This window comes from Thermoanaerobacter uzonensis DSM 18761 (assembly GCF_900129115.1).
GTDB lineage: Bacteria > Bacillota > Thermoanaerobacteria > Thermoanaerobacterales > Thermoanaerobacteraceae > Thermoanaerobacter > Thermoanaerobacter uzonensis.
The window spans coordinates 245,373-269,420 of sequence record NZ_FQUR01000006.1 but is presented as its reverse complement, the minus strand read 5'-3'; the positions used below and the strand labels follow the sequence as shown (position 1 = coordinate 269,420).

Annotated in this window: 19 protein-coding genes; 2 read left to right on the top strand and 17 right to left on the bottom strand. The window is 33.4% G+C overall.

Annotated features, from left to right (window positions below; genetic code table 11):
• Positions 1-10 precede the first annotated feature (10 nt).
• The 5 genes from BUB32_RS01310 to BUB32_RS01290 all read right to left on the bottom strand — a co-directional run bounded on the left by BUB32_RS01310 (position 11) and on the right by BUB32_RS01290 (position 5,241).
• The gene (locus BUB32_RS01310) at positions 11-1,762 is read right to left on the bottom strand and encodes an ABC transporter substrate-binding protein (protein ID WP_072966767.1); all 1,752 of its coding nucleotides are present in this window, start codon (positions 1,760-1,762) and stop codon (positions 11-13) included.
• 202 nt (positions 1,763-1,964) lie between these two features.
• Positions 1,965-3,047, bottom strand: coding sequence for a LacI family DNA-binding transcriptional regulator (locus tag BUB32_RS01305; protein WP_072966766.1), 1,083 nt, complete (start codon positions 3,045-3,047; stop codon positions 1,965-1,967).
• 340 nt (positions 3,048-3,387) lie between these two features.
• Positions 3,388-3,546: a hypothetical protein gene (locus BUB32_RS12895; protein WP_200773834.1), complete on the bottom strand. Its 159-nt coding sequence runs from the start codon at positions 3,544-3,546 to the stop codon at positions 3,388-3,390.
• A 122-nt stretch (positions 3,547-3,668) separates the two neighbouring features.
• Positions 3,669-4,415, bottom strand: a complete 747-nt coding sequence (locus BUB32_RS01295) for a hypothetical protein (protein WP_072966762.1) — start codon at positions 4,413-4,415, stop codon at positions 3,669-3,671.
• Positions 4,416-4,479: 64 nt separating this feature from the next.
• Entirely contained in the window at positions 4,480-5,241 is a 762-nt protein-coding gene (locus BUB32_RS01290) for a TSUP family transporter (RefSeq protein ID WP_072966760.1), read from the bottom strand.
• Positions 5,242-5,470: 229 nt separating this feature from the next.
• Here BUB32_RS01290 and BUB32_RS01285 point away from each other — a divergent pair, with 229 nt between their 5' ends.
• Positions 5,471-5,716, top strand: coding sequence for a 4Fe-4S dicluster domain-containing protein (locus BUB32_RS01285; protein ID WP_072966758.1), 246 nt, complete (start codon positions 5,471-5,473; stop codon positions 5,714-5,716).
• Positions 5,717-5,728: 12 nt separating this feature from the next.
• Entirely contained in the window at positions 5,729-6,523 is a 795-nt protein-coding gene (locus tag BUB32_RS01280) for a DUF169 domain-containing protein (protein WP_072966756.1), read from the top strand.
• 3 nt (positions 6,524-6,526) lie between these two features.
• Here the strand turns inward: BUB32_RS01280 and dusB are convergent, their stop codons facing one another.
• The 12 genes from dusB to BUB32_RS01220 all read right to left on the bottom strand — a co-directional run bounded on the left by dusB (position 6,527) and on the right by BUB32_RS01220 (position 24,046).
• On the bottom strand, positions 6,527-7,507 hold the full coding sequence (gene dusB / locus BUB32_RS01275; protein ID WP_072966753.1) for a tRNA dihydrouridine synthase DusB: 981 nt from the start codon (positions 7,505-7,507) through the stop codon (positions 6,527-6,529).
• 139 nt (positions 7,508-7,646) lie between these two features.
• Positions 7,647-11,429 carry a 5'-nucleotidase C-terminal domain-containing protein gene (locus BUB32_RS01270; RefSeq protein ID WP_072966751.1) on the bottom strand — a complete coding sequence of 1,261 codons (3,783 nt, stop codon included), beginning with the start codon at positions 11,427-11,429 and terminating at the stop codon, positions 7,647-7,649.
• Between the two features lie 367 nt (positions 11,430-11,796).
• Positions 11,797-12,963 (bottom strand): mannitol-1-phosphate 5-dehydrogenase, encoded by a 1,167-nt coding sequence (locus BUB32_RS01265; RefSeq protein WP_072966749.1) that lies wholly within the window; start codon positions 12,961-12,963, stop codon positions 11,797-11,799.
• Between the two features lies 1 nt (position 12,964).
• Entirely contained in the window at positions 12,965-13,405 is a 441-nt protein-coding gene (locus BUB32_RS01260; RefSeq protein ID WP_042834104.1) for a PTS mannitol transporter subunit IIA, read from the bottom strand.
• Positions 13,398-15,452, bottom strand: coding sequence for a BglG family transcription antiterminator (locus BUB32_RS01255; protein ID WP_084726970.1), 2,055 nt, complete (start codon positions 15,450-15,452; stop codon positions 13,398-13,400). Before BUB32_RS01255 ends, BUB32_RS01260 begins: the two co-directional genes overlap by 8 nt.
• Before the next feature lie 11 nt (positions 15,453-15,463).
• Complete coding sequence (locus BUB32_RS01250; protein ID WP_072966745.1) at positions 15,464-16,900, bottom strand: PTS mannitol transporter subunit IIBC; 1,437 nt, start codon at positions 16,898-16,900, stop codon at positions 15,464-15,466.
• 331 nt (positions 16,901-17,231) lie between these two features.
• Positions 17,232-17,549: a PTS sugar transporter subunit IIA gene (locus tag BUB32_RS01245; RefSeq protein ID WP_072966743.1), complete on the bottom strand. Its 318-nt coding sequence runs from the start codon at positions 17,547-17,549 to the stop codon at positions 17,232-17,234.
• A gap of 34 nt (positions 17,550-17,583) precedes the next feature.
• Positions 17,584-18,672 (bottom strand): DUF871 domain-containing protein, encoded by a 1,089-nt coding sequence (locus BUB32_RS01240; RefSeq protein ID WP_072966741.1) that lies wholly within the window; start codon positions 18,670-18,672, stop codon positions 17,584-17,586.
• Between the two features lie 93 nt (positions 18,673-18,765).
• Positions 18,766-20,064 carry a PTS sugar transporter subunit IIC gene (locus BUB32_RS01235; RefSeq protein WP_072966739.1) on the bottom strand — a complete coding sequence of 433 codons (1,299 nt, stop codon included), beginning with the start codon at positions 20,062-20,064 and terminating at the stop codon, positions 18,766-18,768.
• A gap of 27 nt (positions 20,065-20,091) precedes the next feature.
• Positions 20,092-20,400, bottom strand: coding sequence for a PTS sugar transporter subunit IIB (locus tag BUB32_RS01230; protein ID WP_072966737.1), 309 nt, complete (start codon positions 20,398-20,400; stop codon positions 20,092-20,094).
• 173 nt (positions 20,401-20,573) lie between these two features.
• Positions 20,574-23,279, bottom strand: a complete 2,706-nt coding sequence (locus tag BUB32_RS01225) for a sigma-54-dependent transcriptional regulator (protein ID WP_072966736.1) — start codon at positions 23,277-23,279, stop codon at positions 20,574-20,576.
• Positions 23,280-23,431: 152 nt separating this feature from the next.
• Complete coding sequence (locus tag BUB32_RS01220; protein ID WP_052210510.1) at positions 23,432-24,046, bottom strand: DUF47 domain-containing protein; 615 nt, start codon at positions 24,044-24,046, stop codon at positions 23,432-23,434.
• Positions 24,047-24,048: the final 2 nt, after the last annotated feature.

Here is a 24,048-nt window from a genome sequence, read left to right as displayed (position 1 = left end):
CCCCCATTTATTACTGCGAAGCTTTCGGTTTTATTTTCATTAATGTCATTGTTCCACCAGTTTGCCATCTGCCACCCCAACCACATGGGTAAGCATATGGGTCATGTTCTGTAGGCCAATTCTCCCATACTGCATTAGATGCCTGGAACCACAAACCATTATACCAAATAGGTATAGCAGGCATATTTTTTAAGAAAATTTCTTCTAACTGTGAAGCAACTTGTTTGGCCTCTGGGCTTCCCATCTTAGTTTCATTAAATTTGTCTACTAAATCTCGTAATCCAGGAGCATCAAAACGTCCAAAATTGCCATTATACTGTGTATCTTTTATTTCTGCGAACAACCAGTTATATAGTGTCCATGGACTTATTGATGTCTGGCTACCAAAACTATTAATCATTAAATCAAAATTACCTTTTGTCAAATCTTCATAATATTTATTGAAATCAGGAAATTTGGCTTCTACATCAAGTCCTACAGCTTTTAATTGATCTGCAATAATCTTAGCTGATTCCATCCAATCTGTCCAACCATATGGAACGCTAATTTCTAACTTAAACTTTTTCCCGTCAGGTGCTGTTCTTATACCATCACTACCCAATTTAAATCCTGCTGCATCCAAAATTGATTTCGCTTTCTGAGGGTCATAACTAAATCCATATTGTGAAACCACATTGTTATCATAATATTCTTCCCATGCTTTAATAGGCAAAAATCCCAATGGGTTTGCAGCCATTACCTGATTCTCGTATGCTTTATCTACTATTACTTTAGGATTAATCGCATATGCCATAGCGCGTCTTAATTCTACATTATTTAGCGGTGCTTTAGTAGTATTGATAAACAAGAATACAGTTGAATCTGGAATCATATATGGTGGATTATCGTAGAAAGTCGTAATTCCATAATTAGATTTTAAAGACGGTATACCAGGTAAGAAGAAATTACTAAAATCTAGTTCTCCTTTCATCAACATACCTAATGCAACATTGTTACTTGGTACTGCTAAAGAAACTACTCTCTTAGGTGCAGGCGTCAATCCTAATGCTTTTATACCCCACCAATTGTCATTTCTCTTATATACCATACGATCATTACTATAGGTATCAAACAAATAGGGACCTGAACCTATTGCTTTCTCATTAGGATCTTTTAACAATTTATCTTTTGACTTTCCTTCCCATATATGTTTTGGAATAATGGGTATTTGATATAAATCAAAAGTCCATTCATGATAGTGAGGAGTAGAAAAATTAAATACTATTGTTTTAGCATCCGGAGTTTCTATAGACTCTAACCATCTCCATATCGGGCTATAATTGATGTCGCTGTTTTCTTTAGCTATTTCAAAAGTAAATCTTACATCATCAGATGTTAAAGGTTTTCCATCCTGCCATGTAAGACCATCTCTCAAAGTAACTTTATATGATTTATCAGATGTCCATTCACCTTTTTCTGCTAACCAAGGTATTAAATCATTTTTCACAGGGTCGTAATTAAAAAGTGTTTCATAAATCAATCCTACTACTCCTGCTACTACATTACCAGGTACTAATGGATTCCAGTTACTAGGTGGTCCCCACATAGCACCTCCATAATATAATGTCTCATTTCTTTGATATACTTTTTCCTCCGATGGTTGTGGCGTATTATTTTGTTGAGGTGTATTATTATTTGCCTCTTGCTTACTGCTTTGACCACAGCCTGCCAGTGCACCCATTACTAGCATTAAAACTAATAATAGACTTAAAAGCCTCTTCACTTTAAAATCCTCCTTTTTAAATTATTTTTTTAATAAAAATGTTTTCATGAATTTTTTACTTTTTTCTCACCCCTTTCATACATTTATAAACTAAAAGGCTTTTAGCCTTTAGTATCAATCATTAAATTTAATTATATTAATTATATTAAATTAACACGTGTTTATAAAAGCCAAAAGAAAAATGCTGAAAAATCAATACTTTTTAACGCCTCATTGAAATTGCATATTCTGTATCCTCTTTTTCTTTAGATATATTAAGTCTTTTGCAAGATTCTCTTTCTACAAGTTTTACAGGCACTACAAATTTAGCTGTAATACCCAATTCTTCTTCAATAGATTTTATAAGATTGACTACAGCCAATTCTGCCATTTGCAATAAAGATGCACTCATGGTCGTCAAAGCAGGTTTTAAATACCGGGATATTGTAATATCATCAAATCCAATTATAGAAACATCTTCAGGTACTTTATATCCCATCTCTTCTAAAGCCTGCATAGCTCCTATAGCCATCTGGTCGTTTGAAGCAAAAATCGCTGTGGGTTTTGCCTTTTTAAATAATTTATATGCGGCTTTATAACCACTTTCTTCAACAAAATCACCTTTTACAACTAACCTGCTTTTAAAAGGAATACCTGCTTCTTTCAATGCCTTCTTATATCCTTCTAATCTTGCAAATCCAGAAAGTTTTTCCATATCACCTGTTATATGAGCAATTTCCGTATGCCCTAAGCCAATTAAATATTTAGTGGCTTCATAAGCCCCATTAACATTATCCATGTTAACTATTATACTTTTATTAAAAGGATCTTCCTCATCATCTCTAATTTCTTGGTCAACTACTGCTATCTTAAATCCTGCTTCTATTAAATCTTTTATATCTGGATCATCATTTTTTATACCAATAAAAATCGCTCCATCTATGGTCTTATTATAAAATACCTCTCTCACTTTTTTATAATCTTTAACTTTGTAAACAGTTATAACTAGTACTTTATAGCCTAATTGGTTTGCAAAATCAATCACAGCCGTTGTAAACGGTCCGAAGTAAACATTATCATAAATTTTGTGTATATCTCTCTTTAAATCTACAATTACAATCCCTATTGTTTCTGATCTTTTACCTCTTAGCATCCTTGCAGAAGCATGAGGTACATAATTATATTCTTTAATAACCTTTAAAACTTTTTCTTTAGTCTCAGGTGGAACATTCGGATAATTGTTTATTACTCTTGAAACTGTGCTCCGTGAAACACCTGCAATCTTTGCAATGTCCTTGCTATTCATAAGCATTACTCCTTATTAAGAGATAATTATAAATTCGTGTTTCTATAATTATAATAAAGATTTCCTTATATTTCAACAAAATAAAAATTCAATTATTACATAATTTATTTTACTCAAATCTCAATATCTCAAGTTATGTTGCTGATCATACTTATACTTTTGTCTTCAAATCGCACATGCAAATAAAATCAATCATAAACACGTGTTTACGAAATAATTATATAATACAACCTGTTCAAAAGTCAATATGCTTTCGTCATTTTCATATATTTTCAAAACGTCAAACATAATACAATATAGCGGAGTTCATAATTTAATAGGAGATAGTACAACTATCCCCTCAGTTTGTTGACAAAGTAAAAAAATTTTCAAAGGAGATATTTTGCATCGTCGCTCCGATGTTCCAAAGCGACAAAACTAAAGCTCGACCTTCAGGTTCCGGCAGGGTACCGGGCACAATCGGCATCCATGCCTTAAAGTGCCCGCCTCCACCATCCATGGCTTCGGCCCTGCCTCCACCCTCGGTCTTACTAAGTTTTGTTATCGCTTTGTAACAAGTCACTCCTTATGCAAAATATCTCCTTTACGAAAGTTTGTCTACAGTCTAAGGGGATAGTTGTACTATCCCCTTGAATACTCAAAAACTTCAGTATATTCACTCATAAAAATATCTATAGGTAAAACCCAGTAACCATCGTTATAATCAATATCAATTCCCATAATCTTATAATACCCCCGCCATGGAACCAATGAGCAATACCAAACTTTAGAATTGTTTTTATGGGCACTCCAATAATACCTCTCTCCTATATGTTTTGCAAGTTCATCGACAACTGCAATTCTTTGTCGTAAAGTCGTATTAGGCACATAAAGTCCCCATGCTTCTCCAAAGTTTTCATGATAAAATCGAATAGACTCGTATATTACTCCTTTGTTTGGTTCTGCAGTGAGTAAGCATTCATCATCAACGCTCCCATGATATCTTCTGCTATCGAATATAGCAGCATGTCTAATAGCACCTTGTATGTGAAAGCCAGGACTTGTAGCCAAAACAATATCGCCTATAGTAAAATTCTCAAAAGAGATATTGTTATGATAGCTCTCTTTTTTTCTTTTGGTAGGGATATTTATTCCAAATACTTCTTCATAATCTACGTCTTTTAAAAGTTCATTTAGGCTGATTTTATATTTTTTTGCCTTCAACTTTTCTTCATAAGGTTTTGATATCATTATAAGGTCTCCAATTTTTAGAAATCTGTCATAAAAAGCCTCTTTAGGTATTGTCTTTTTCTTTTTAATTTTCTCTTTATGATAAAATTCTATAACATCAATTCCTCCATATTTTTTCTCTATTTTGTCCCCCATCATATATGCATCATCTCCCTATGATACATATATGTGGTTTATTTAAATCATTTGTGCATGTCTTAGTTTAATGTTTTATTACATCAAAAATCATTTTCACTGCATATAGGAAAGTTACTGACACCAATATAGGCTTTATAAGCCGTGCTCCATTTTTTATAGCCAATTTAGTTCCCAATCTTGCACCAAGTATCATTGCCAACGCCATGGGGATCGCAATTGAATATAAAATTTTGCCATTTAATGCGAACATAACTAAGGAAGTTATATTACTTACAAAATTTAGTATTTTCCCATTTCCTGCACTTATTTTAAAATCATAATTCAAAAGTGTTAAGAATAAAAAAATGTAAAATGAACCTGTTCCCGGTCCAAAAAAACCATCATAAAAGCCAAGAATTATAGAAATTATAAGGCCTATTGCAATGGTCTTTTTATTAACGCCTTCAAATTTGTTTTCATTGCCTATATTTTTAACAAACAAGGTATATATTGCAACAAAAACCATTAAAGCAATTATAATTATCCTCAATTGTGAACTATCCAAAAGAAGCACAGTTTTAACACCAAGAATTGCCCCCAGCAAAGTTCCAAATATCAAATATTTCAACAAATCCCCATCATACACTCTATACTTTATAAAAGTCAAAGAACTGGTAAAAGAAGCACAAGAAGCAGCAAATTTATTCGTTCCAAGAGCAAAAGCCGGAGGTACTCCAAGTACTAAAAGCCCTGGAAGACTTATTATACCGCCCCCACCCGCTATAGAATCAATAAAAGCAGCTGCAAATCCTATACCGCAAAGTGCTATAATATATTCAATTGACAACGTTACCACCTCAACATTAAAAATACCACTCTTTTTCATAATATCATCACTTTTATCTTTTGTCACTTATAACTTTAGTGGAATTTAGAGGTAAAAATTCTTCAACATTTTGTTGTATCTAAAAACACCTATATGAAATATAAGAAAAATTGATATATTACACGCTTGAATTATCTGTTAAAAAAGCTTAAAATTTAGCTGTAAGCTTTATAAAATTTGAGGTGATAAAATGTCAAACTTCTCTCTCTTTAGACCTGGCGCTGAAATAACGATTGATGACAAAAAATGTATTGGTTGTAGACGGTGTGTAGAAGTATGTCCAGAAGACGTATATAATTTGACAAAAAGAGAAAATGAAACTAACCCCAATAGAGAATACAAATCTTCAGTAATTTATCCAGAAAGATGCATATTGTGTCTTTCTTGCATCGAAATATGCCCTACAAATGCAATATACATCTATGGGAAACAATAGGAGGTAAAAATTATGGCAGGTCCACTGTTAGAAGAACAATTGATAAAACCAAAACATGATTGGCAAGACTTAACTTCAAAAATAGTAAAGAAGTTAAAATTGAAATATGAACCAGTTGGAATATATCTAGTTCCTGCTCATCACAGTGAAAGGTATGAAAAATTTTTTGAGACTATTCCAAGACCTATTGGAAAATTAACTTACTGTCAAGCAGTAGAAACAGTGAGAGGCTCTACTAATTATTCCGGACTTCCACAACCACCAGACATCTTAAGATTGAAAGCTGAAGATTTTTTGTGCGCTGCAGGAGCTGCTAACCTTGGACTATATGAATTGCCGCAATCAATTAAAAATGGAGAAAGAGATTTTCTTTTAAGAAGATTTTACTCCCTTGAAACGTCAAAAATAACAAGGCAAATGATCCCCCATCTCGAGCCTGGAAGTATTTCTGAAGTTATTATATTTAAACTTTCAAAAGCTCCAGCAGAGCCTCAAGTAGTCCTTGTTTTTGGATTACCTGCACAAATTCTTTCTCTTGAAGGACCATATCTGATGAAAAAAGGCGGAAGATTAAATATAGATTTACTTGGCACATGTGGGGTATGCTCTGAAATGACAGTCTCTCCTTTATTAAATAGGAAAATGAACTTTTCACTCCTTTGTGGTGGAGCAAGATCTCATGCTTTTCATGACCCTGCAGAAATGGGAGCTGGCATACCAGCAGAGGAATTTCCTGAATTAGTCGAAAACCTCTTAAACCGTCAAAATATTCCTATGAGGCAAACACTGCCCGACAATTTAAAATAACTCTTAAGAGTCCTGCAATTCAGCAGGACTCATCCTCGCTATATTTAACAAAAATTCTTTTATTTTTTTATACTTTTCCATTTTAAATACTGCTTCCCTGAGTTTGGCACTTCCATATAATCCCTTTAAATACCAAGCAATATGTTTTCTCATTTCAAGAATACCTGTACGTTCACCTTTGTATTCTATCATCATTTCCAAATGCCTGATAATCACTTCTATTTTTTCTTGTATTGTCGGCTCAGGAAGTAATTCTCCGGTATTTAAAAAATGTACAGTTCTTTTAAATATCCAGGGATTCCCCTGCGCCCCTCGTCCTATTAAAATTGCATCGCATCCAGTTTCCTCAAACATTCTTTTTGCATCTTCTGGTGTAAATATATCACCATTGCCCATAACAGGTATTTTTACACTTTCTTTAACTTTTTTTATTATACTCCAGTCAGCTTTTCCAGAATAAAATTGTTCTCTCGTCCTTCCATGTACTGCTACTGCTTTAACGCCAACCTTTTCAGCAATTTGTGCTATCTCTACTGCATTTACGTGATTATCATCCCATCCTTTTCTTATTTTAACTGTCACAGGTTTATTTGATGCTTTCACAACAGATTCCATTACTTTCTCTGCTAATTCTGGTTTTAGCATAAGTGCCACTCCATCACCATTTTTAACTATTTTAGGGGTAGGACATCCCATGTTTATATCGAGAATTAAAGCTTTGCTGTCGTTTAGCCTCCTCGCTATTTCTCCCATAATATCTGGGTCAGAGCCAAATATTTGAAGAGCCACCTTCTCTTTCTCATCAATATCTGTCAACACTTTTGTATTTTCACTGCCATAATAAAGGCCTTTGGCACTAACCATTTCTGTGTATGCAAGGCCACAACCCATTTCTTGGCAAATCAATCTAAAAGGCTTATCTGTAACCCCCGCCATAGGAGATAAAAATACGTTATTTTTTAAAACTACATCGCCTATTTTCAAACTTATTTCATCCTTTCGCTGTAAATCTCCTGTATATAATCCATTTACCTAAATATTTTATCACATATTTTCTTTTCTCCAACAGTTTTTGCAAAAGAGAAAAGCTGCGGTTTCCCACAGCTTTTCTCTTCTTTAGCTCCTATTTTGTATATTTTGCGTATATATATCCAAATCCGCCATTATACTGTATCTGATACCATCCATTATATTCTCCAACTACTTTTAGTTCTGTACCATATGGTACTGCTCCTATCTTCTTTGCATTTATAGAATTCCCTACTCTTACATTTAATCCGCTCTTAGCAGTGACTTTTACAGCTTTCAAAACAGTTACATTTGACGGATTTGGCGTTGCAGCAACGTATTTGCCATAGATGTATCCTGTCTTGCCATTGTAGTCAATCTTGTACCATCCGTTGACTTCTTCGAGCAATGTCACAACTTTTCCGGCAGGAAGTACTCCTAAAATTTTGTCTGAAGTGCTTGCACCTGCCCTCACATTAAGCACCGATGCAGTTACAATGCCATAGTTGTATACAGGTTGTGGTTGCGGAACTGGTTTCGGTGCTGGCGTTGGTTGTGGTACAGGCTGCGGCGTTGGTTGTGGTGCAGGTTGCGGCGTTGGTTGTGGTGCAGGTTGCGGCGTTGGTTGTGGGGTCGGTTTCGGTACAGGTTGTGGTGTCGGCTGTATTACTGGTGATGGTGTTTCTTCTGCCACAGGAGTAGTTGATACATACCAGTAATTTTCAACGGTTGGTGTAATTGTACCATGCTCCTGAATATATCTGATCATCAAATTCCTTACCTGTCCGTCATCGCCATAAGCTTTTGCGGAATCAAATACGATTTCTGGATTTGTTATTCCAGCAGCTTGCATAAATCCGCCGCCGCCGTTAAACCTATAGTTGTTTATTGCTACTGTGAATACATCGTCATCTTTTACAAGTTTGCCATTGACTTTGAGATTCTTAATTCTATGCCCTGCTGGTTGTGTTAAATCTATTACATAACTTGCGCCGTATAGTTGATCAAGATTGTAATCAGGTATATTTAAAGTAGGATCTTTTGCTATAGGATCATTTGGCGAGGAAACTTGTTTGTAATACCTTGCTGACCATTCCATCCAGTCTTTTAATTGTTTTCCTGTCATCTTTATTCCATACAAGTAGTTTTCATATACATATACACCCATGATGTCCTGAATTGTTATATCACCTTTCAATATCTTTGCTGAACTGCTAAGTGGTGCAGCAATTGATAGATCAGTTTTAGCATAATATTTTTGAACTTTATTGATAAGGTCCATTATAGCTGTCTCTTTTACTGTCTGTTCAGTACCTAAGAAGTCACCTGCTGCAACACCGATTTTTGTTCCTATATATTTAAGTGTTGCATCTTGATATGGTTGTGCAAGGTTTAAAATATCTTGGTCTGCTTGTACAGAATCATCCATTTTTATAGTTGCACTCCATTTGCTATCTATTACCCATTTTCCATCAGCATTTTTGCTTATATTAAAGTTTATCTGTGATACATATTGTCCCCATTTGCCAGGTTCTGTAACTATAACTGTTTCTCCTGCCGGGTTCTTATATGTGTGCTGTGATATAATAGCATGCGTATGTCCTGCGACTATTGCATCAATACCATTTACCTTCGTTGCTACAGCAATTACTTGATTTTCTGGTATTACATCTGTCGCTGATTCTTCGCCTGAATGCATAGTAACAACTACAATGTCTGCTCCTGCTTCTCTTAACTTAGGCACCCACTTATTTGCTTCCTCTACAAGGTCATTGAAGTGTAATCCTGCATAGTGGTCTTTATCTTCCCATGATGGTATAGTCTTGGTTGTAAGGCCTAATATACCCACTTTTACAGGTCCTTGTGGCGTATCAAATGTCTTAATATAGTAAGGGTCAACAAAGTTTGTTCCGTCATCTTTATAAGTATTTGCTGAAAGTACATGGATACCTTCACTTCTCATGTCTTTTATGACCCTATTTAAGACGTCAAGTCCATAATTGTATTCATGGTTGCCCAATGTCCAAGTATCGTATTTCATTGCTCCCATTACTTTTGCTAATGGATACTCTGTAGTGGTGTCTATTTTGTCATAATAGTAAGAAAGTGGTGTTCCTTGTATTGTATCTCCATTGTCCACTAATACCACATAAGGATATTGCGCTCTTACTTGTTTTACATAAGTAGATACCTTTGCAAGACCTTGATTTGCTGGTTTTGCAGTATTGTAGTCCCATGGGAATATATTACCATGTATATCTGACGTAGCAAGCACTGTTATTGTCGTATCACTCATTTTAGCCGGTGCAATTCTATTATCTATTTTTGAAGTAACTGTCTTTTGGGCTTTAACTGCATCTATGAATGCATCTCTTACAAGCTTATATGTGTCAACATAGGTTTTTGCAACATTTGGGTCTGTAAATCCTGCAAAGCCATCTCCGCCAGTGCCCATAAAGTTATTTGTAGCAACAAGATAAGTTTTATCCATGAGTATTGGCGTTCCGTCGGATTTTCTCATGTCAAATACTCTATTCATGGTAGGTTTATTTGGATCATACTTAAAAGAAAGTCCTGCAACTTGTATGCCCTTTCCTCCATCCTGAACAGCCTGTTCAAGGATAGTCTTTACTTGGGCACCTGTCATTTTCATTGTAACTATTGTATTGTCAAAAGGCATCAGCTGATACATCATTCCAACAGTTATATCGCCCTTTGGAATATCTATCCTAAGTCCACCATTATTTGCAAAACCAAAATCTGCTCCTACTGCATCCTTTGTCACTTGTGCTGCCCAGTTACCTAAGAGAGAGTCTCCATAAGGTTGTGCACTTTGAGTCCTTGTCAAGTCAATTGCAGCTTGACCTATAACTTCATCAAATATTGGCCCTACTTCTTGAACAGCCTTGTCAACAATGGCTTGTACTTCAGGATCTACTATAGGATTTTGTGTAGAATACAAACTCGTAATACTATTGTATTGCATGTCACCAGTTGTAATAGTACCGTCATCATTTACTGTTATTTTTAAATCAATAAACCCTTTACCATAGTTTGCGGCTACACCAACAGGAATATTGTTTACTCGTGTTGTAACTATTGTATGTGTATGTCCGCCAAAAATAGCATCAACACCTTGGACTTGATTTGCAAAATCTATAAGGTTACCTGATACATTACCTGATTTATCCTGATATGCACCCATGTGTGCCAGTACTACAACTATTTGTGCACCTTGTTGTCTTAACTGCTGTGCTAAGTCATTTACAATTGGAACAGGATCTTTAAAATCAACATTTTGTATATATGCAGGCATTATTATATTAGGGAATTCTTTGTTGTCTACGATGCCAATTATGCCGATTTTTACTCCATCTTTTTCAATCATTACATAGGGTTTTACATAATTCACCAATTGCCCCGTTGTTTTATCATACACATTTGCTGCAAGAACAGGAATTGTTGAATTTTTCAATGTAGCATTTTGCGTATCAATTACCGAATCAATTCCCCAATCATATTCATGATTGCCAAGAGCCATTGCATCAAAACCAATATTATTCATCATATCAATAACTGGCTGTCCCTTTAAGACGTTGGAAAGCGGTGTCCCTTGGAACATGTCTCCGCCCGATAAAATTACTGTTCTATCAGGATTTTGAGCTTTTATGTCTTTAATTTGTTTTGCCAAAACACCTGCTATTTGCTGCTTATAAATTGTTCCATCACTTAATTTACCGTCATTTTGTAAATAACCGTGAAAATCGGTGACTTCTATAAAGTCAAATGTTTTTGACGTTGCAGCAAAGGCTATCTGCGGTATTGCAGAGAAAAACATGCTAAATACCATTATTGCTGCAACAAATGTTGCAAGTATCCTTGACCTTGACCTAAACATTTACATCCTCCTTTTACTCGTATTTTTGTTGTTAGAAAACAAATAGTTTTTCAACAACCACCTCCATAGAAATTGCAGGAAAAATTCTAGACATTTTAGGTATACTAGAGGAGTGTTAAATATAAGTTAAACTATTATTAATTTTGTGTAAATTACATCATACATCAGATGTCAGACAAGTCTTAATATAATTATATAAAACACTTTTTTGACCTTCAAACACGATTTAAAACAATGTCATATATTTATTCCCAATTTTGCTCCCATTTGCTTTTTCTTTTATACGTTTACTTAGTATTGTAAACATTTTTAAATTTATTATAATAAGCTTCCATTAAAAAAAAGATGATATAGAATCCAATCTATATCATCTTTTTTTAAAAGTTTCTTTTAATTCTTTATACTTTTTTACAATTTCATGTAATAAATCACTATTTTCTTCTAAACCTGTAATTTTGCTTATTGTTTTTTCTAAGCCGAAATTTTTAATATCATCTTGAATTTTACAAGCTTGAGGGTCCTCTTTATAATCAAACAAAAACCCTGCAGCTATACCGTATAGTATAAATTTGGGCATAACTCCATTTTCATAACAAAGTTTGGCAGGCATCATTAACCGGTCATTTACAGACAATTTCCTTGTAGGTTCTCTTCCTACTCTTACAACTTCGTCTTCTAAATAGGAGTTTTTAAACCTTTTTATTACCTTAATTGAATATTCTCTTAAATTATCAATTTTTATATTGTGCCTTTTAGAAAGCGCAAGAGAAGCTTCTTCTTGCATTCCAGACACCACATTTCTTATAAAATCATCCTCAATCGCTTCATATATATATTTATACCCTTTTAAATATCCTAAATATGCAGTGGTAGCATGGGCTCCATTTAATAAAAATAATTTTCTCTCTATATAAGGTTCAAGGTCATCAACCAGTTCCGCCCCTTTGATATTTAAATCCCCAATAATTGCTTTTTTCTCAATATCCCATTCATAAAAATCTTCCACTGCTACATCTATTGGCAGTTCTTTCTTTATATCTACATTCGGTACTATCCTGTCCACAGCCGTATTAGGAAAACCAATTTTTCGATTTACGTACTCAATAAAATCTTTATCCTCTTTTTCCAATATACTATTTTTTAGTATATTTGTTGCAAACAGTGCATTTTCGCATGCCATTATATTCAAAGGTTTATCAATGTTAGCTTTTCTTACCTTTAAATAATTTCTTAATTTTTCCCCTATGTTCTTAAGATTATTAGCTCCTACTGAAGTCGTAATTATATCTGCATCTACAATAGCTTTAGATAGATTTTCTTCATCTTCGATATGAATAGCTTTGATATCTTTTACTTCTTCCTTTTCCACATTATCTTTTAAAATAATCACATTATAACTTTTATAATTATTTATGCTTTCTACTAATTCTTTTGATATATCAACAAAAGTTATTTCATATCCAGACTTATATAACAAATATCCAATAAATCCTCTGCCTATATTCCCTGCTCCAAAATGAACCGCTTTTAACATGTTATTCATCACCTTTTTGAAGTATTTCTATTATTTCTTGTTTTGTCCTTGCCTTTTTCAATTTCTCGACATTTTCTTCATACTGGCAGGTAAGAGCTATTTTTGATAATATCTCTAAATGTTCATCTCCCTTGCCTGCAATTCCTATGACAATATAGGCAATATTTCCATCTCCAAAATCTACTCCTTTAGGATATTGCGCTATAACTATTCCAGATTTTTTTATATATTTTACATACTCAGAAACACCGTGAGGAATAGCAATACCATTACCTATATAAGTCGTTACATCTTCTTCTCTTTTCTTCATACCTTCTATATATTCTTTTTCAACATAGCCATTTTTAAAAAGCAAATTCCCTACTCTTTCAATAGCTTGTATTTTAGACTCTGATGGCACATCTAATACAATATTATTTTCGTTTAGTATTTCTTTATTCATCCTCCAAAGCCTCCTGTGTATCATTTAGTATTTTAACTAAGCTATTTCTAATATCTTTGATATCGCCAAACCTCAATATTTCATTAAAAGCTTTATCCTCTATAAGCGAAATACTTATTTTACCTAACATCTCTAATATCTCACTGCTTTCTGTTTTCCTTGCTAACATCACAAGAAAAGTATCTACTTCTTCATAAGAAAAACCAGCACTTCTCATCTTTAATGGAGTTTTTAGTTTATAGACGCCGACAAAAGGCATTACCATTTTGTCACTTCTTGTATGAATTAAAGCAATGTGGGCGTTTGGTATGACAACATTGCCCATGGCTTCCCTTTTAAAGATTAGCTCTTCTATTTCTTTTGCATCTTCAGTAAGCATTAAATCATATAAATCTTTTGCTATGAATTTTATTAAATCTGCAATAGTTTTTGCTTCCACGTATTTTAATTGCAAATTTCGAAGTATTTCATCTGCTATTTCAAAGTTTTGTCTTCTCACCACCATCGGAAAATTTCCTGGCAATTCTTTTTCTTTCTTGACTACATATTTCTCTATAAACTCTTCTACCTTTTTAATATCTTCTTCTGTCAAAAAAGGCGATACCACAATTACATTATCTTTTAAATCTTCAAGCTTTACTGTAGAAATTATTAGGTCATAATTATCACCTTTTTTCTTATACTCCCATATTGCCCCAATGTCAATAGCATCAATTTCTCTAAAAAGAGCTTTTAATTTAGCTGATAATATTCTCGCCGTGCCAATCCCATTCGGACATATAACAAAAACACTCAATTTTTTTGATAAAGCTTGCTGTCTTTCAATTGCAGCTCCAATATGCATTGTAATATAGCCAATCTCTTCTTCAGGTATCATGAGATTATATTTAGAAAAAATTAACTTGCAAGCTTTATTTACTGCTTTAAACAAATCACCATAGTAATTTTTAATTTCTTCTACTAATGGATTGGTAGTCTGAAGTCCCATTGTCAATCTATAAAGAGCAGGTTCAAAATGCTGTGACAGCCCTACAATAAGTTGTTCGTCATAATTTATCTTTATATTTAAAAGTCGAGAAACTTCTTCCACAACCTCTTTTGATAAATCTTGTAAAGAAATACCAAGTTCTTCAAATCTATTTTGTTTATAGACGTATTTTTTGGGGCTTAAATGAAGGGCCAAATATGCCAATTCAGCATCTGGCAAATATACCTCATTTTCTTTCAATATTTTCTCTACATCTTTCATGAAAATAAATTCATTAGAAAGTAAAATGTCTTTTACAAATTCATCGTTAAGCTGTATTGGCTTGTCTATTTTTGTTCTGTAAATAGAAACAAGTAAATGTACAAACATCCCAAAGTAATTTAAGTCGGATAAGTTACCATGTATAACATTCTTAATTTGTTGTGCAATTCTTTTCACTAATTGAACTAACTCATTGTCAAAAACTGTACTAAAAAATGTGTATACATATTTGTCTTTTTCATCATTATAGACAAAAGCTAAAAGTTCTTCTATGGGTTTATAGTTATAAAACAGCTCCACAATTGCATTTCTTTTATCTAATTCACTTCCTTCTACTTTAATCCCATAACCTCTTCTTCTGATAAGAGATAAATTTCTCATTTTCAGCCATTCCTCTATTTTGTCTAGATAGAGACTTATAGTTCCTTCTACAACATTAAATTGATAACTAAAATAAGCAGCTTTTATGGGTTCCTTTGAAAGTAACAATTGTATTGTCATCAATATTTGCCTTTGCTCTGGAGTTAAAAGCCATTGGAGAGGAATGGCGCCTAAAGAAGCATGGATTTTATCTAACGCTTCTTCCTCTCCTTTTAATATGATTTGTCCATTGTCCTCTATAATAACAGCTTTATATTTTTTTAAATTATTGTTTATAGAGGCTATTTCTCTCATAATAGTTCTTCCACTTACATCCATAAGCTTGGAAAGGTCCTCTATATTAGAAGGACCTTTCTCTATCAAAGTTTTTAATATAAATTTTTGTCTTACAGTTAGATCTTCCATACCCTTCACCATAAATTTTTATTTTATTTTTTAAGGTTCTTTACAAATTCATCATAGACTGTATTGTCTAAAAAGTTTTTGACCGTTACAATTTTAGCATTTGGCACAACTTGAGAAGCTCTTTCTGCAAGGTTTTCCTGTGTAAATACAACATCGGCCTCTTTTGGTATTTGATTTACAGCAGAATGCTTAACTACAATATCCAATCCTGCTTCTTTTAATTTTTTCTTTAAAATAGTTTCTCCCATCGCTGACGAACCCATACCAGCATCGCAAGCAAAAACAATCATTTTAGGCATACCTTCTATTTTTTGTACACTAGGCTTTACTTCTTCAACTTTTTGTCCTTTGCTTTGCGCTTTGAGTCCACTGACTACTGAACGTGCAAAGGTCATACTTTCGGCAGACATACTCTCTTCACTAGCTCTCTTAACAATCACTGATGCTATAAGGAAAGATACAACTGCTCCAACTGTAATACCTGCAAGTACAGGAAGTAATCCGCCTTTTGGTGCCATAGCTATCTCTGCAAATATACTACCAGGTGAAGGTGTAGCTACCAAACCCGCTTTTGTCAAAACAAATGTCGCATCTGCAGCCATTCCACCGCCTATAACCGCTAAGAGTAGTGAGGGATTCATTAAAACATAGGGGAAATATATTTCATGTATTCCGCCAAAGAAGTGTATTATGATAGCACCTGGAGCTGATTGTTTTGCATCGCCTTTCCCAAAGAACCAATATGCCAGTAAAACCCCCAAACCTGGACCTGGATCTGTCTCTAGCAAGAAGAATATTGACTTTCCAAGTTCTTTAACTTGTGCTACTCCAAGAGGAGCTAATATACCATGGTTAATAGCGTTATTTAAAAACAATATCTTCCCTGGTTCTATAAAAATTGCTATTAAAGGTAATAAGCCTTTGTTTGTAACCCATTGAGCTGCTGCACCTAATCCTACTGAAATTCCATTTACCACTGGTTCAATGAAAAGAAATGCTAAAATTGCTAATAAACCACCTAAAATGCCTGCTGAGAAATTGTTGACAAGCATTTCAAAACCTGCTGGGATTTTTCCCTCTACAAGCTCGTCAAATTTTTTAATGACATAGCCTCCCAAAGGCCCCATCAGCATAGCACCTAGAAACATCGGTATAGATGAACCGATTATAATACCTGCTGTTGCAATAGCACCAACTACTCCACCTCTTATATCGTATACAAGCCTACCACCAGTATAGCCAATTAAAATTGGTAAAAGATACGTTATCATAGGTCCAACAAGTTTAGCCAAATGTTCATTTGGAATCCACCCTGTTGGAATAAAGAAAGCAGTAATAAGTCCCCATGCTATGAAAGCACCAATGTTAGGTATTACCATGCCAGCCAAGAAACCACCAAGCCTTTGCAACTTCGCTTTTACACTTCCGCCGCCAGTTATGAAAGCATTAGTGTTTTGCATAAATTTTACCTCCTTCTTGCATTTATTCTTCTATAATTATTGTAAACCCCTATATGCATTTATGCAATTTAAAGAAAATCAGTTTTGTCATTCGTTTTCTTTGACAAAATTGAAAATAAAAAAATAACCGGTGAAAAAGGACCGGTTGTACAGAGCATGACAAAATCTTTTTTAAGTTTCCTATTTTATGCACAAGGAGGCTATTGTAGGAGTATCGTAGATGGTTAAAAAAGAAGCTTTCTATAACTTTATAACAGTTTTAAAAGATATGCTAACTTGAAAGATTTATCTTATACTCAGAAGAGGAACTATTATAATTTGACTTGTATCCTTATTCCTTATTTTGATATATAAGCTTGTACAACTCAATCATTTCTGCAATTAATTCCTTCGCCAAAATTGCGCTCATTAAATGATCTTCTGCATGCATCAAAAGAAGTGTAGCTTCTTGTCTTTCACCCTCTGCTTCTTTCTGCAACATACTAGTCTGTATTTTATGTGCTTTTATAATTTCATCTTCTGCCTTATTTAAACACTTTTCTGCCATTTTAAAATCATATTTTTTAGCATGCTTTAATGCATCAAAAGCATTACTTTTAGCGTTTCCTGCATTTAAGATAATTTGAAATACTATTTCCTCTATATTCATCTAAAATCCTCCTACCATGTATTAGTATGAATTGCTATGCTTGTACAAAACCAAATTTTTTCCATGGTTTAAGATATTCTAATAAAAACAGCTCACTTTCATCAATCTTTCCAACAACATTTGTTTTCCCGCTATTTTTTATATCTTTCAAAGCAATTTGAAGCTCTCCAGCATAATTTTGATATAAATAATTATCTATCAAAATATCTCCTCTTTTTATATCAAAAGTATTATAAGGTAAAAATTTATGCCCCTTATATTTAATTCTGCTTTGTGTAGACCTTACAACATATTCTGATACATCACCCCTTACAAAGTGGAATTCTTTTAAAACTATTTTTTTATCAACGTCCGTAATATTCTCTGCTAAATGAACTTTAAATTCCAACTTATGTTTATTTAAGTTACTTAATTTTTTTAATTCATTCTCTGAAGCATAAGCATTGCCAATAATCACATAATCTATAAGGTCAGTAGCAAATAAATGTTTTGCCTGTAATTCTATAGGAAGGTCTCTATGCATCTCCAGAGTACACAATCCTTCTGTTATAGGCCACGGACCAAATGTAGCATCATTTGAACTTATAAAAGCTGCTGTTGTTATACCTAATTTTTTAAATTGCCTACAGCATTTTTCAAAATGTTCATAACTTAATCCTGTATATCTGTGAGGGTAAAAATTGTGACAGCCTAATATATTATCTTTATTAGGCATATAAGATAATATATTTTCAATATATTTAGTTCCATTGCTCATATTAACAACTATTTTTAATCCCATGTCATTAAAAGTCATGATTGACTCTTCTATACCACTATACCCTAAATCAAGCCTTATGCCATATAGCCCCATCTTTTTAAACTCGTTCAAATTATCATAAGAAACGTTAAGCCTTTTAAGTACCTTAGGCTCTAAATCAACAATTACTTCCATTCCAATACTATTTGCATACTTAACTAAATAAATAAATTTTTTATAATACTCCTTAAAGTTTTCTTCTTCAACAGAAATTAATGTTGTAAAAACTATTTTAAATCCATATTTTGACGCTAAATTTAAATATTCTGATATTTTTTCCGTACTATCTTTATTAATATATATTGATACTCCTAACTTTCTCAACAGTATACCTCCCCTGCTATTTTTATTTAAGGCATGATAAGCATTTATTGAACTGCTTATCATGCCTTAATTATAGTTAAATACCTTTCGATATTATTTATCAGCTAAAGCTTCTTCTTTTTCCACCTTTTTCTCTCTCCTGTTTTCGATTCTTTCTGCAACTAATACAAATGGCAAATAAATTATAATGCTTACAATTAAATTAAACAAGGCCAGTAAAGCCCCTCTTATAGAACCAGTAACTAAGAACCCCCCAATTACTGGTGGTGTTGTCCAAGGCATCATAGCTATAGTCCTAGGTACAAGCCCACTAGCAATAGCAAAATAACTTATTATTGTCAAAATCACAGGTGTAAACACAAAAGGTATAAAGAATACTGGGTTTAAAACCAAAGGCATACCAAAGATCATCGGTTCATTTATATTGAATAATGCTGGAGCTATACCCAAATTAGCCATACTCCTCATTTCTTTCCTCTTAGAAGCTATATATATAGCTAATATTAATCCTAATGTTGTACCTGCTCCTCCCATATGAACAAAAGCATCAAAGAATGGCATTGTTACAATATGTGGGATAGGGGCTCCCGCTTGGAAAGCGGCTATATTATCGTTAATTGCTGGGATATACACTGCATTTAAAATTGGTCCCATTATATTTGCTCCATGTAAACCAAAGAACCATAAGAAATGTATCATAAATGCTACAACAATTGCAGAGCCTAAAGTATCAGCTAAACCCATCAGTGGCTTTTGAATTGCAGTAAATATAGCTTCATGTATATCAGTCAAACCAATAGCTACTGTAATTGACTTAAATAATGCCCATATAGATAATACTATTAATGATGGCAATAACGCTGCAAAAGATTTAGCTACAGCTGGTGGTACACCTTCAGGCATTTTTATCACAAGTTTTGGATTCCCCAATAGCCGTACAAAAATCTCTGTTGTAATCAAGGCTACAATAATTGCCACAAATAATCCTTGTGCTCCTAAGAAAGCAAAGGGGATTGCCCAATCTTTTGAAGAAGGAGTATACAACATAAGAAGTGATGCAAAAGAAACTAGACCTGCTGCAATACCATTTGAACCATAAGACAAGGCTAAATTATAACTTATAGATACGACAATTATAATAGACATTACTGCAAAAGTTCCGGTCCAGAGATTTCCCCCAAAACTTTTCCACGACTCACCAAATATTCCTGTCATTAAATTTTGGTATGCTTGAATCGGTAAATTATTGATTAAGACAGCAAGAGCACCGGCTAAAATAAGAGGCATTATCATTGCAAATCCATCTCTAATAGCAACTAAATGTCGTTGTGAACCAAATCTAGCAGCTACAGGGATAAAATATTTTTCCAAAAATTCCATTGCTTTTTTCACTATCTTCCCTCCCATTTCAATTTTAAGCTATTGTTTTTTTACCATTCCTAATGCCTTATTTAGTACCCCTTCTCCATCAACTTTTCCATATAAAGTTGCTTCTATTACGTCAACTGCGATTCCTTTTGGCTCTGCAAGTTCTTTAATCTTGCTCAATAAATATCTAACTTGTGGACCTAGCAATATAACATCTACATTATCCAGGCTCTTTTTTAAATCTGCTTCAGCTAAAGCCTCGATTTCTACATTTATGCCCCGTCTAATAGCAGCGTCATTCATTCGTTTTACTAAAAGACTTGTAGACATACCTGCAGAGCAAACCAATATAATTTTCATTTAACTCTTTCACCTCCCATCCTATTTGCTTTCAAGTAAGATATATATGCAAAGCTCATGCCAAATAGTAATCGCTTCTACAAGATTGCTTCTTTTCCTCCTTCAATGCCGATGTTTATCAAACCCGTTTCAATGTGTATCGTTTAAAAACGTATTCAATACACATATGTGTATTAAAGTGAATAGATTATTTTCATCATATTTACACATTCTTCGTCTGAAATTTTTACACTACATCCTTGTTCGATAATCCTTATAACTTTTTTTATAATATCAAACTCTTTTGGATAATTCTTAATGTATTCTTGTGTATCCTTAATGTGTATTAATTGTTTCCCTTGTAATATACGCTCAATTACACAAGCAAGATGAAGTATTAATCCTATTGTAATATCTTCATTTAAATTTACTCCTTCTCTTATTAAAGCTGCGTAAAATCTTTTAAAAGAAGATATATACTTTTCTGAATCTATCTTTATATTTTCTCTTATGACCTCCTTCATGTTATCAATTACCTCAATTTGCGAAAGAGCTTCAATTTTATTTTTCAATACAGATAATTTATCATTATCAAACACATCTGAGGTAGAAATATACAATATAGAATCATCCTCTGGATTTATAGCACTTACAACAGCTAAAATATTTTTTTCTTCTTTGATGTTGAGTAGTTTTCTTCTAAATTCTCTTTTATTTTCAATTTCAATTGGAATAACACGAATATCTTTCTCTTTTAAGTCAAGGTTTTTTTCAAGTATTGATTTAAGTTTAACTGCTGTCCCTTCACCAGTTATACAAGCAGTTATGATAACATTCTTTTTAAGAGAATCTTCAAATTTAACGCTGTCTTTATAGATTTTTCCCACATAAGGACTAAAATTGACAACTGCATCATACACTTCCTCTAAAGATGCGTTAAGGATTGCCTTTCTTGCTGCCTCTAAAACCATAGGAGTAGAAACCATTTCAATTGTTTTGACGGGTATTCCTGTCTTTTCGTATATCATGTCACCAAATAACACTAATGACCCCATGTCGACAAGGAGTAAAACGCCTCTTCCTTTGTCTACTCTTTTTACAATATTAGTTAAATTATTTAACGCAACTTCTGGTTTTTGATCAAGTGGCATATTATAACCAATTACATAATTTTCACCTAAAAGCCTGTTGGAAACCTCCGCAATGGAAGTAGCAGCAGCTTCTCCATGCATTGCAACAATAATGCCTACTCTTTCGTCTTTTTCTTTTGTTTCCTCCTCAAGACATAAAAACATTGTAACAAAACCCACTTCATCATCAGGTACTTTTATGTTAAACTCTTTTTGGACCCTTTCTCTCAAAACATTTGCCACTTCAAATTCTTTCTCATACACCTTCTTTATATTTTCCAGCTGATGATTTACAATGTCTTTGCCACTTAGTATTCTTTCAACAGAACTGGCTACATGCATAGAAAGGCCGTATAAGGTTTTATCACTGAACTGTCTATTGAGCCTTTTACTAGCGTAATTCAAAAAATCGTCTACTATATTGACAATCTTTTTATCTACTACTTTATATAATTCCTCCAAATTATTTTTATCCAGATTTAAGAGATACTTTTTCAAATATGTTTCTATATCAATACTCATGATGAGTTTTATATCACTTTCGTTAAGTCCTTTTTGCTCCAAAGCTTTCCTTTTTTCTTCTAGCGCCTCATAAAAATTGAATATCTGATTATTCTGTTGGATAACAGGAGTAGCATTATCGGATGAAAACTTTATTATATCTCCTGTTATAAATTTATCAATCTCATCTTTTGACTCTTTGTACCTAAACAATCCTCTTCTAACATACTCAGGTAAATCTTCAGTATGCACGCATACTCCTTTATCTCTTTTCATCATGTATCCAAGATAAGCTTTTGCAATTGAAAGTTTTATATCACTTTTCAGTTGACCTATATTATTAGGACACTCATAAAGCAAAAGAGCTTTTAGAGCATTTGAAGTGATCATAATATCAGTGTTAATAATTGCTGCTTCTTCTCTAAAAAAACTTTTAATAAGTTCAAATCTTTCCTCATATGTTCTATCTGCTAAAGCCGGCAATTTAATCACCATTGGTATCCGCCTTATAAAAGTCCTAAGAAGAGTAGACTCAATATTCTCTGTTGTAGCGCATATTATTAAAACATTTGCTTTATGTTGTGTTTCAGATTCTCCAAGCCTCCTATAAAGCCCTTTATCAATCAGGTAAAAAAGCATCTCTTGTCCTTCTGGAGGAAGTCTATGGACTTCATCCAGAAAAAGTATGCCACCATCCGCTTTTTCAACAAGGCCCATTCTATCCTTATCGGCACCTGTATACGCTCCTTTTTTCACTCCAAACAGTTGTGACATTAAAAGTTGCGGATTATTAGCATAGTCAGCACAGTTAAAAGTCACAAAAGGAGCGTTTCTTTTTATTCTTCCAATTTCTTTTGCAAAACTATACATGACTTCTGCAAACATGGATTTGCCAGTACCCGTTTCTCCAAGCAAAAGCGTATGAAGACCATTAGGTGGGTAAATTATAGCAGCTTTTGCTTGCTGTACGGCATTTTTAAGGCTTAAATTAGCTCCTATTATGCTGTCAAATACGTCTTTCACTACCATATCGCTTTCATCAGAAACCATATCAAGTTCTTTAATCTTATACAAAACTGGTTTACCTTCAACTTTTATAACTTTTCCTTCTCTAAAAAGGGTATTTAAATCGCTGGAAGCATTTGTTCTTTGTATATTAAGGGCATGTGCAATTTCCATAGCTGAAACTCCCACTACTTCTCCTCTTTCAGCCAATTGCTTATTGCACAATTCCTTCAAACAGGTATAAACTTTATCAATTCTTTTCACATTCTTCGCCCCCTTTATGATACATTTTATCATAAAAGACAAAAAATAATACACTTTAAAACACATAATCATTATTAAGATTTTTAAGGAATTTTTCTATATAAATAATAAAAAGAACCCGCAGGACTCCTTTATAAAAGCAATTACAGCTTCTACATCATCTTTACATAAATATGCCCTAATATATCCCCTGCAAGGTCTATTTTGTCTGCACAGTTGCTTAAATGTCTGAAAATTTCCCTCATTTTTAAAATATATTTTACATCTTCTTCTTCAAACAGTTTCGCTAAATTTTTTCTATATAAATTCTCCACTTCATTTTCATATTTTTTAGCTTTTAATGCCTGTTTCATACCTTCTTTTTTATTTTTATTAAGATTGCACACTGATTTGTGGATAAGGTCAGTACTAAATTTTATAACAGTAACAATTTCCTGCAATTCTGATGTAGGTTGTAAATTATATATTTCCATCTCTTTAACTGTTGTATCAGCATAATCTAATATGTCATCAATAGCTTTTGACAGCTGAAAAATATCTTCTCTGTCAAAGGGAGTAATAAAGGTCTTATCAAGTTCATCTATTAGCTCCTGTCTTTTTCTGTCAGCTTCTTTCTCTATTTTATTTACTTCATGTCCATCTTCGATATTACCTGTTGTCATGTATTTCTCAAGAGCGCAAACTCCTTCAAGAGTTAATTTTGACTGTTCTTCTAGTAATTTATAGAAATCTATTTCTTTAGAAAATAACCATTTAAATACATTCACTC

What these genes read in the sequence shown, in the direction of transcription:
- BUB32_RS01305 (WP_072966766.1), bottom strand. Translation starts at nt 3,047, where the DNA reads ATGAATAGCAAGGACATTGCAAAGATTGCAGGTGTTTCACGGAGCACA.
- BUB32_RS12895 (WP_200773834.1), bottom strand. Translation starts at nt 3,546, where the DNA reads ATGGATGGTGGAGGCGGGCACTTTAAGGCATGGATGCCGATTGTGCCC.
- BUB32_RS01295 (WP_072966762.1), bottom strand. Translation starts at nt 4,415, where the DNA reads ATGATGGGGGACAAAATAGAGAAAAAATATGGAGGAATTGATGTTATA.
- BUB32_RS01285 (WP_072966758.1), top strand. Translation starts at nt 5,471, where the DNA reads ATGTCAAACTTCTCTCTCTTTAGACCTGGCGCTGAAATAACGATTGAT.
- BUB32_RS01280 (WP_072966756.1), top strand. Translation starts at nt 5,729, where the DNA reads ATGGCAGGTCCACTGTTAGAAGAACAATTGATAAAACCAAAACATGAT.
- BUB32_RS01270 (WP_072966751.1), bottom strand. Translation starts at nt 11,429, where the DNA reads ATGTTTAGGTCAAGGTCAAGGATACTTGCAACATTTGTTGCAGCAATA.
- BUB32_RS01265 (WP_072966749.1), bottom strand. Translation starts at nt 12,963, where the DNA reads ATGTTAAAAGCGGTTCATTTTGGAGCAGGGAATATAGGCAGAGGATTT.
- BUB32_RS01260 (WP_042834104.1), bottom strand. Translation starts at nt 13,405, where the DNA reads ATGAATAAAGAAATACTAAACGAAAATAATATTGTATTAGATGTGCCA.
- BUB32_RS01255 (WP_084726970.1), bottom strand. Translation starts at nt 15,452, where the DNA reads ATGGTGAAGGGTATGGAAGATCTAACTGTAAGACAAAAATTTATATTA.
- BUB32_RS01250 (WP_072966745.1), bottom strand. Translation starts at nt 16,900, where the DNA reads ATGCAAAACACTAATGCTTTCATAACTGGCGGCGGAAGTGTAAAAGCG.
- BUB32_RS01245 (WP_072966743.1), bottom strand. Translation starts at nt 17,549, where the DNA reads ATGAATATAGAGGAAATAGTATTTCAAATTATCTTAAATGCAGGAAAC.
- BUB32_RS01230 (WP_072966737.1), bottom strand. Translation starts at nt 20,400, where the DNA reads ATGAAAATTATATTGGTTTGCTCTGCAGGTATGTCTACAAGTCTTTTA.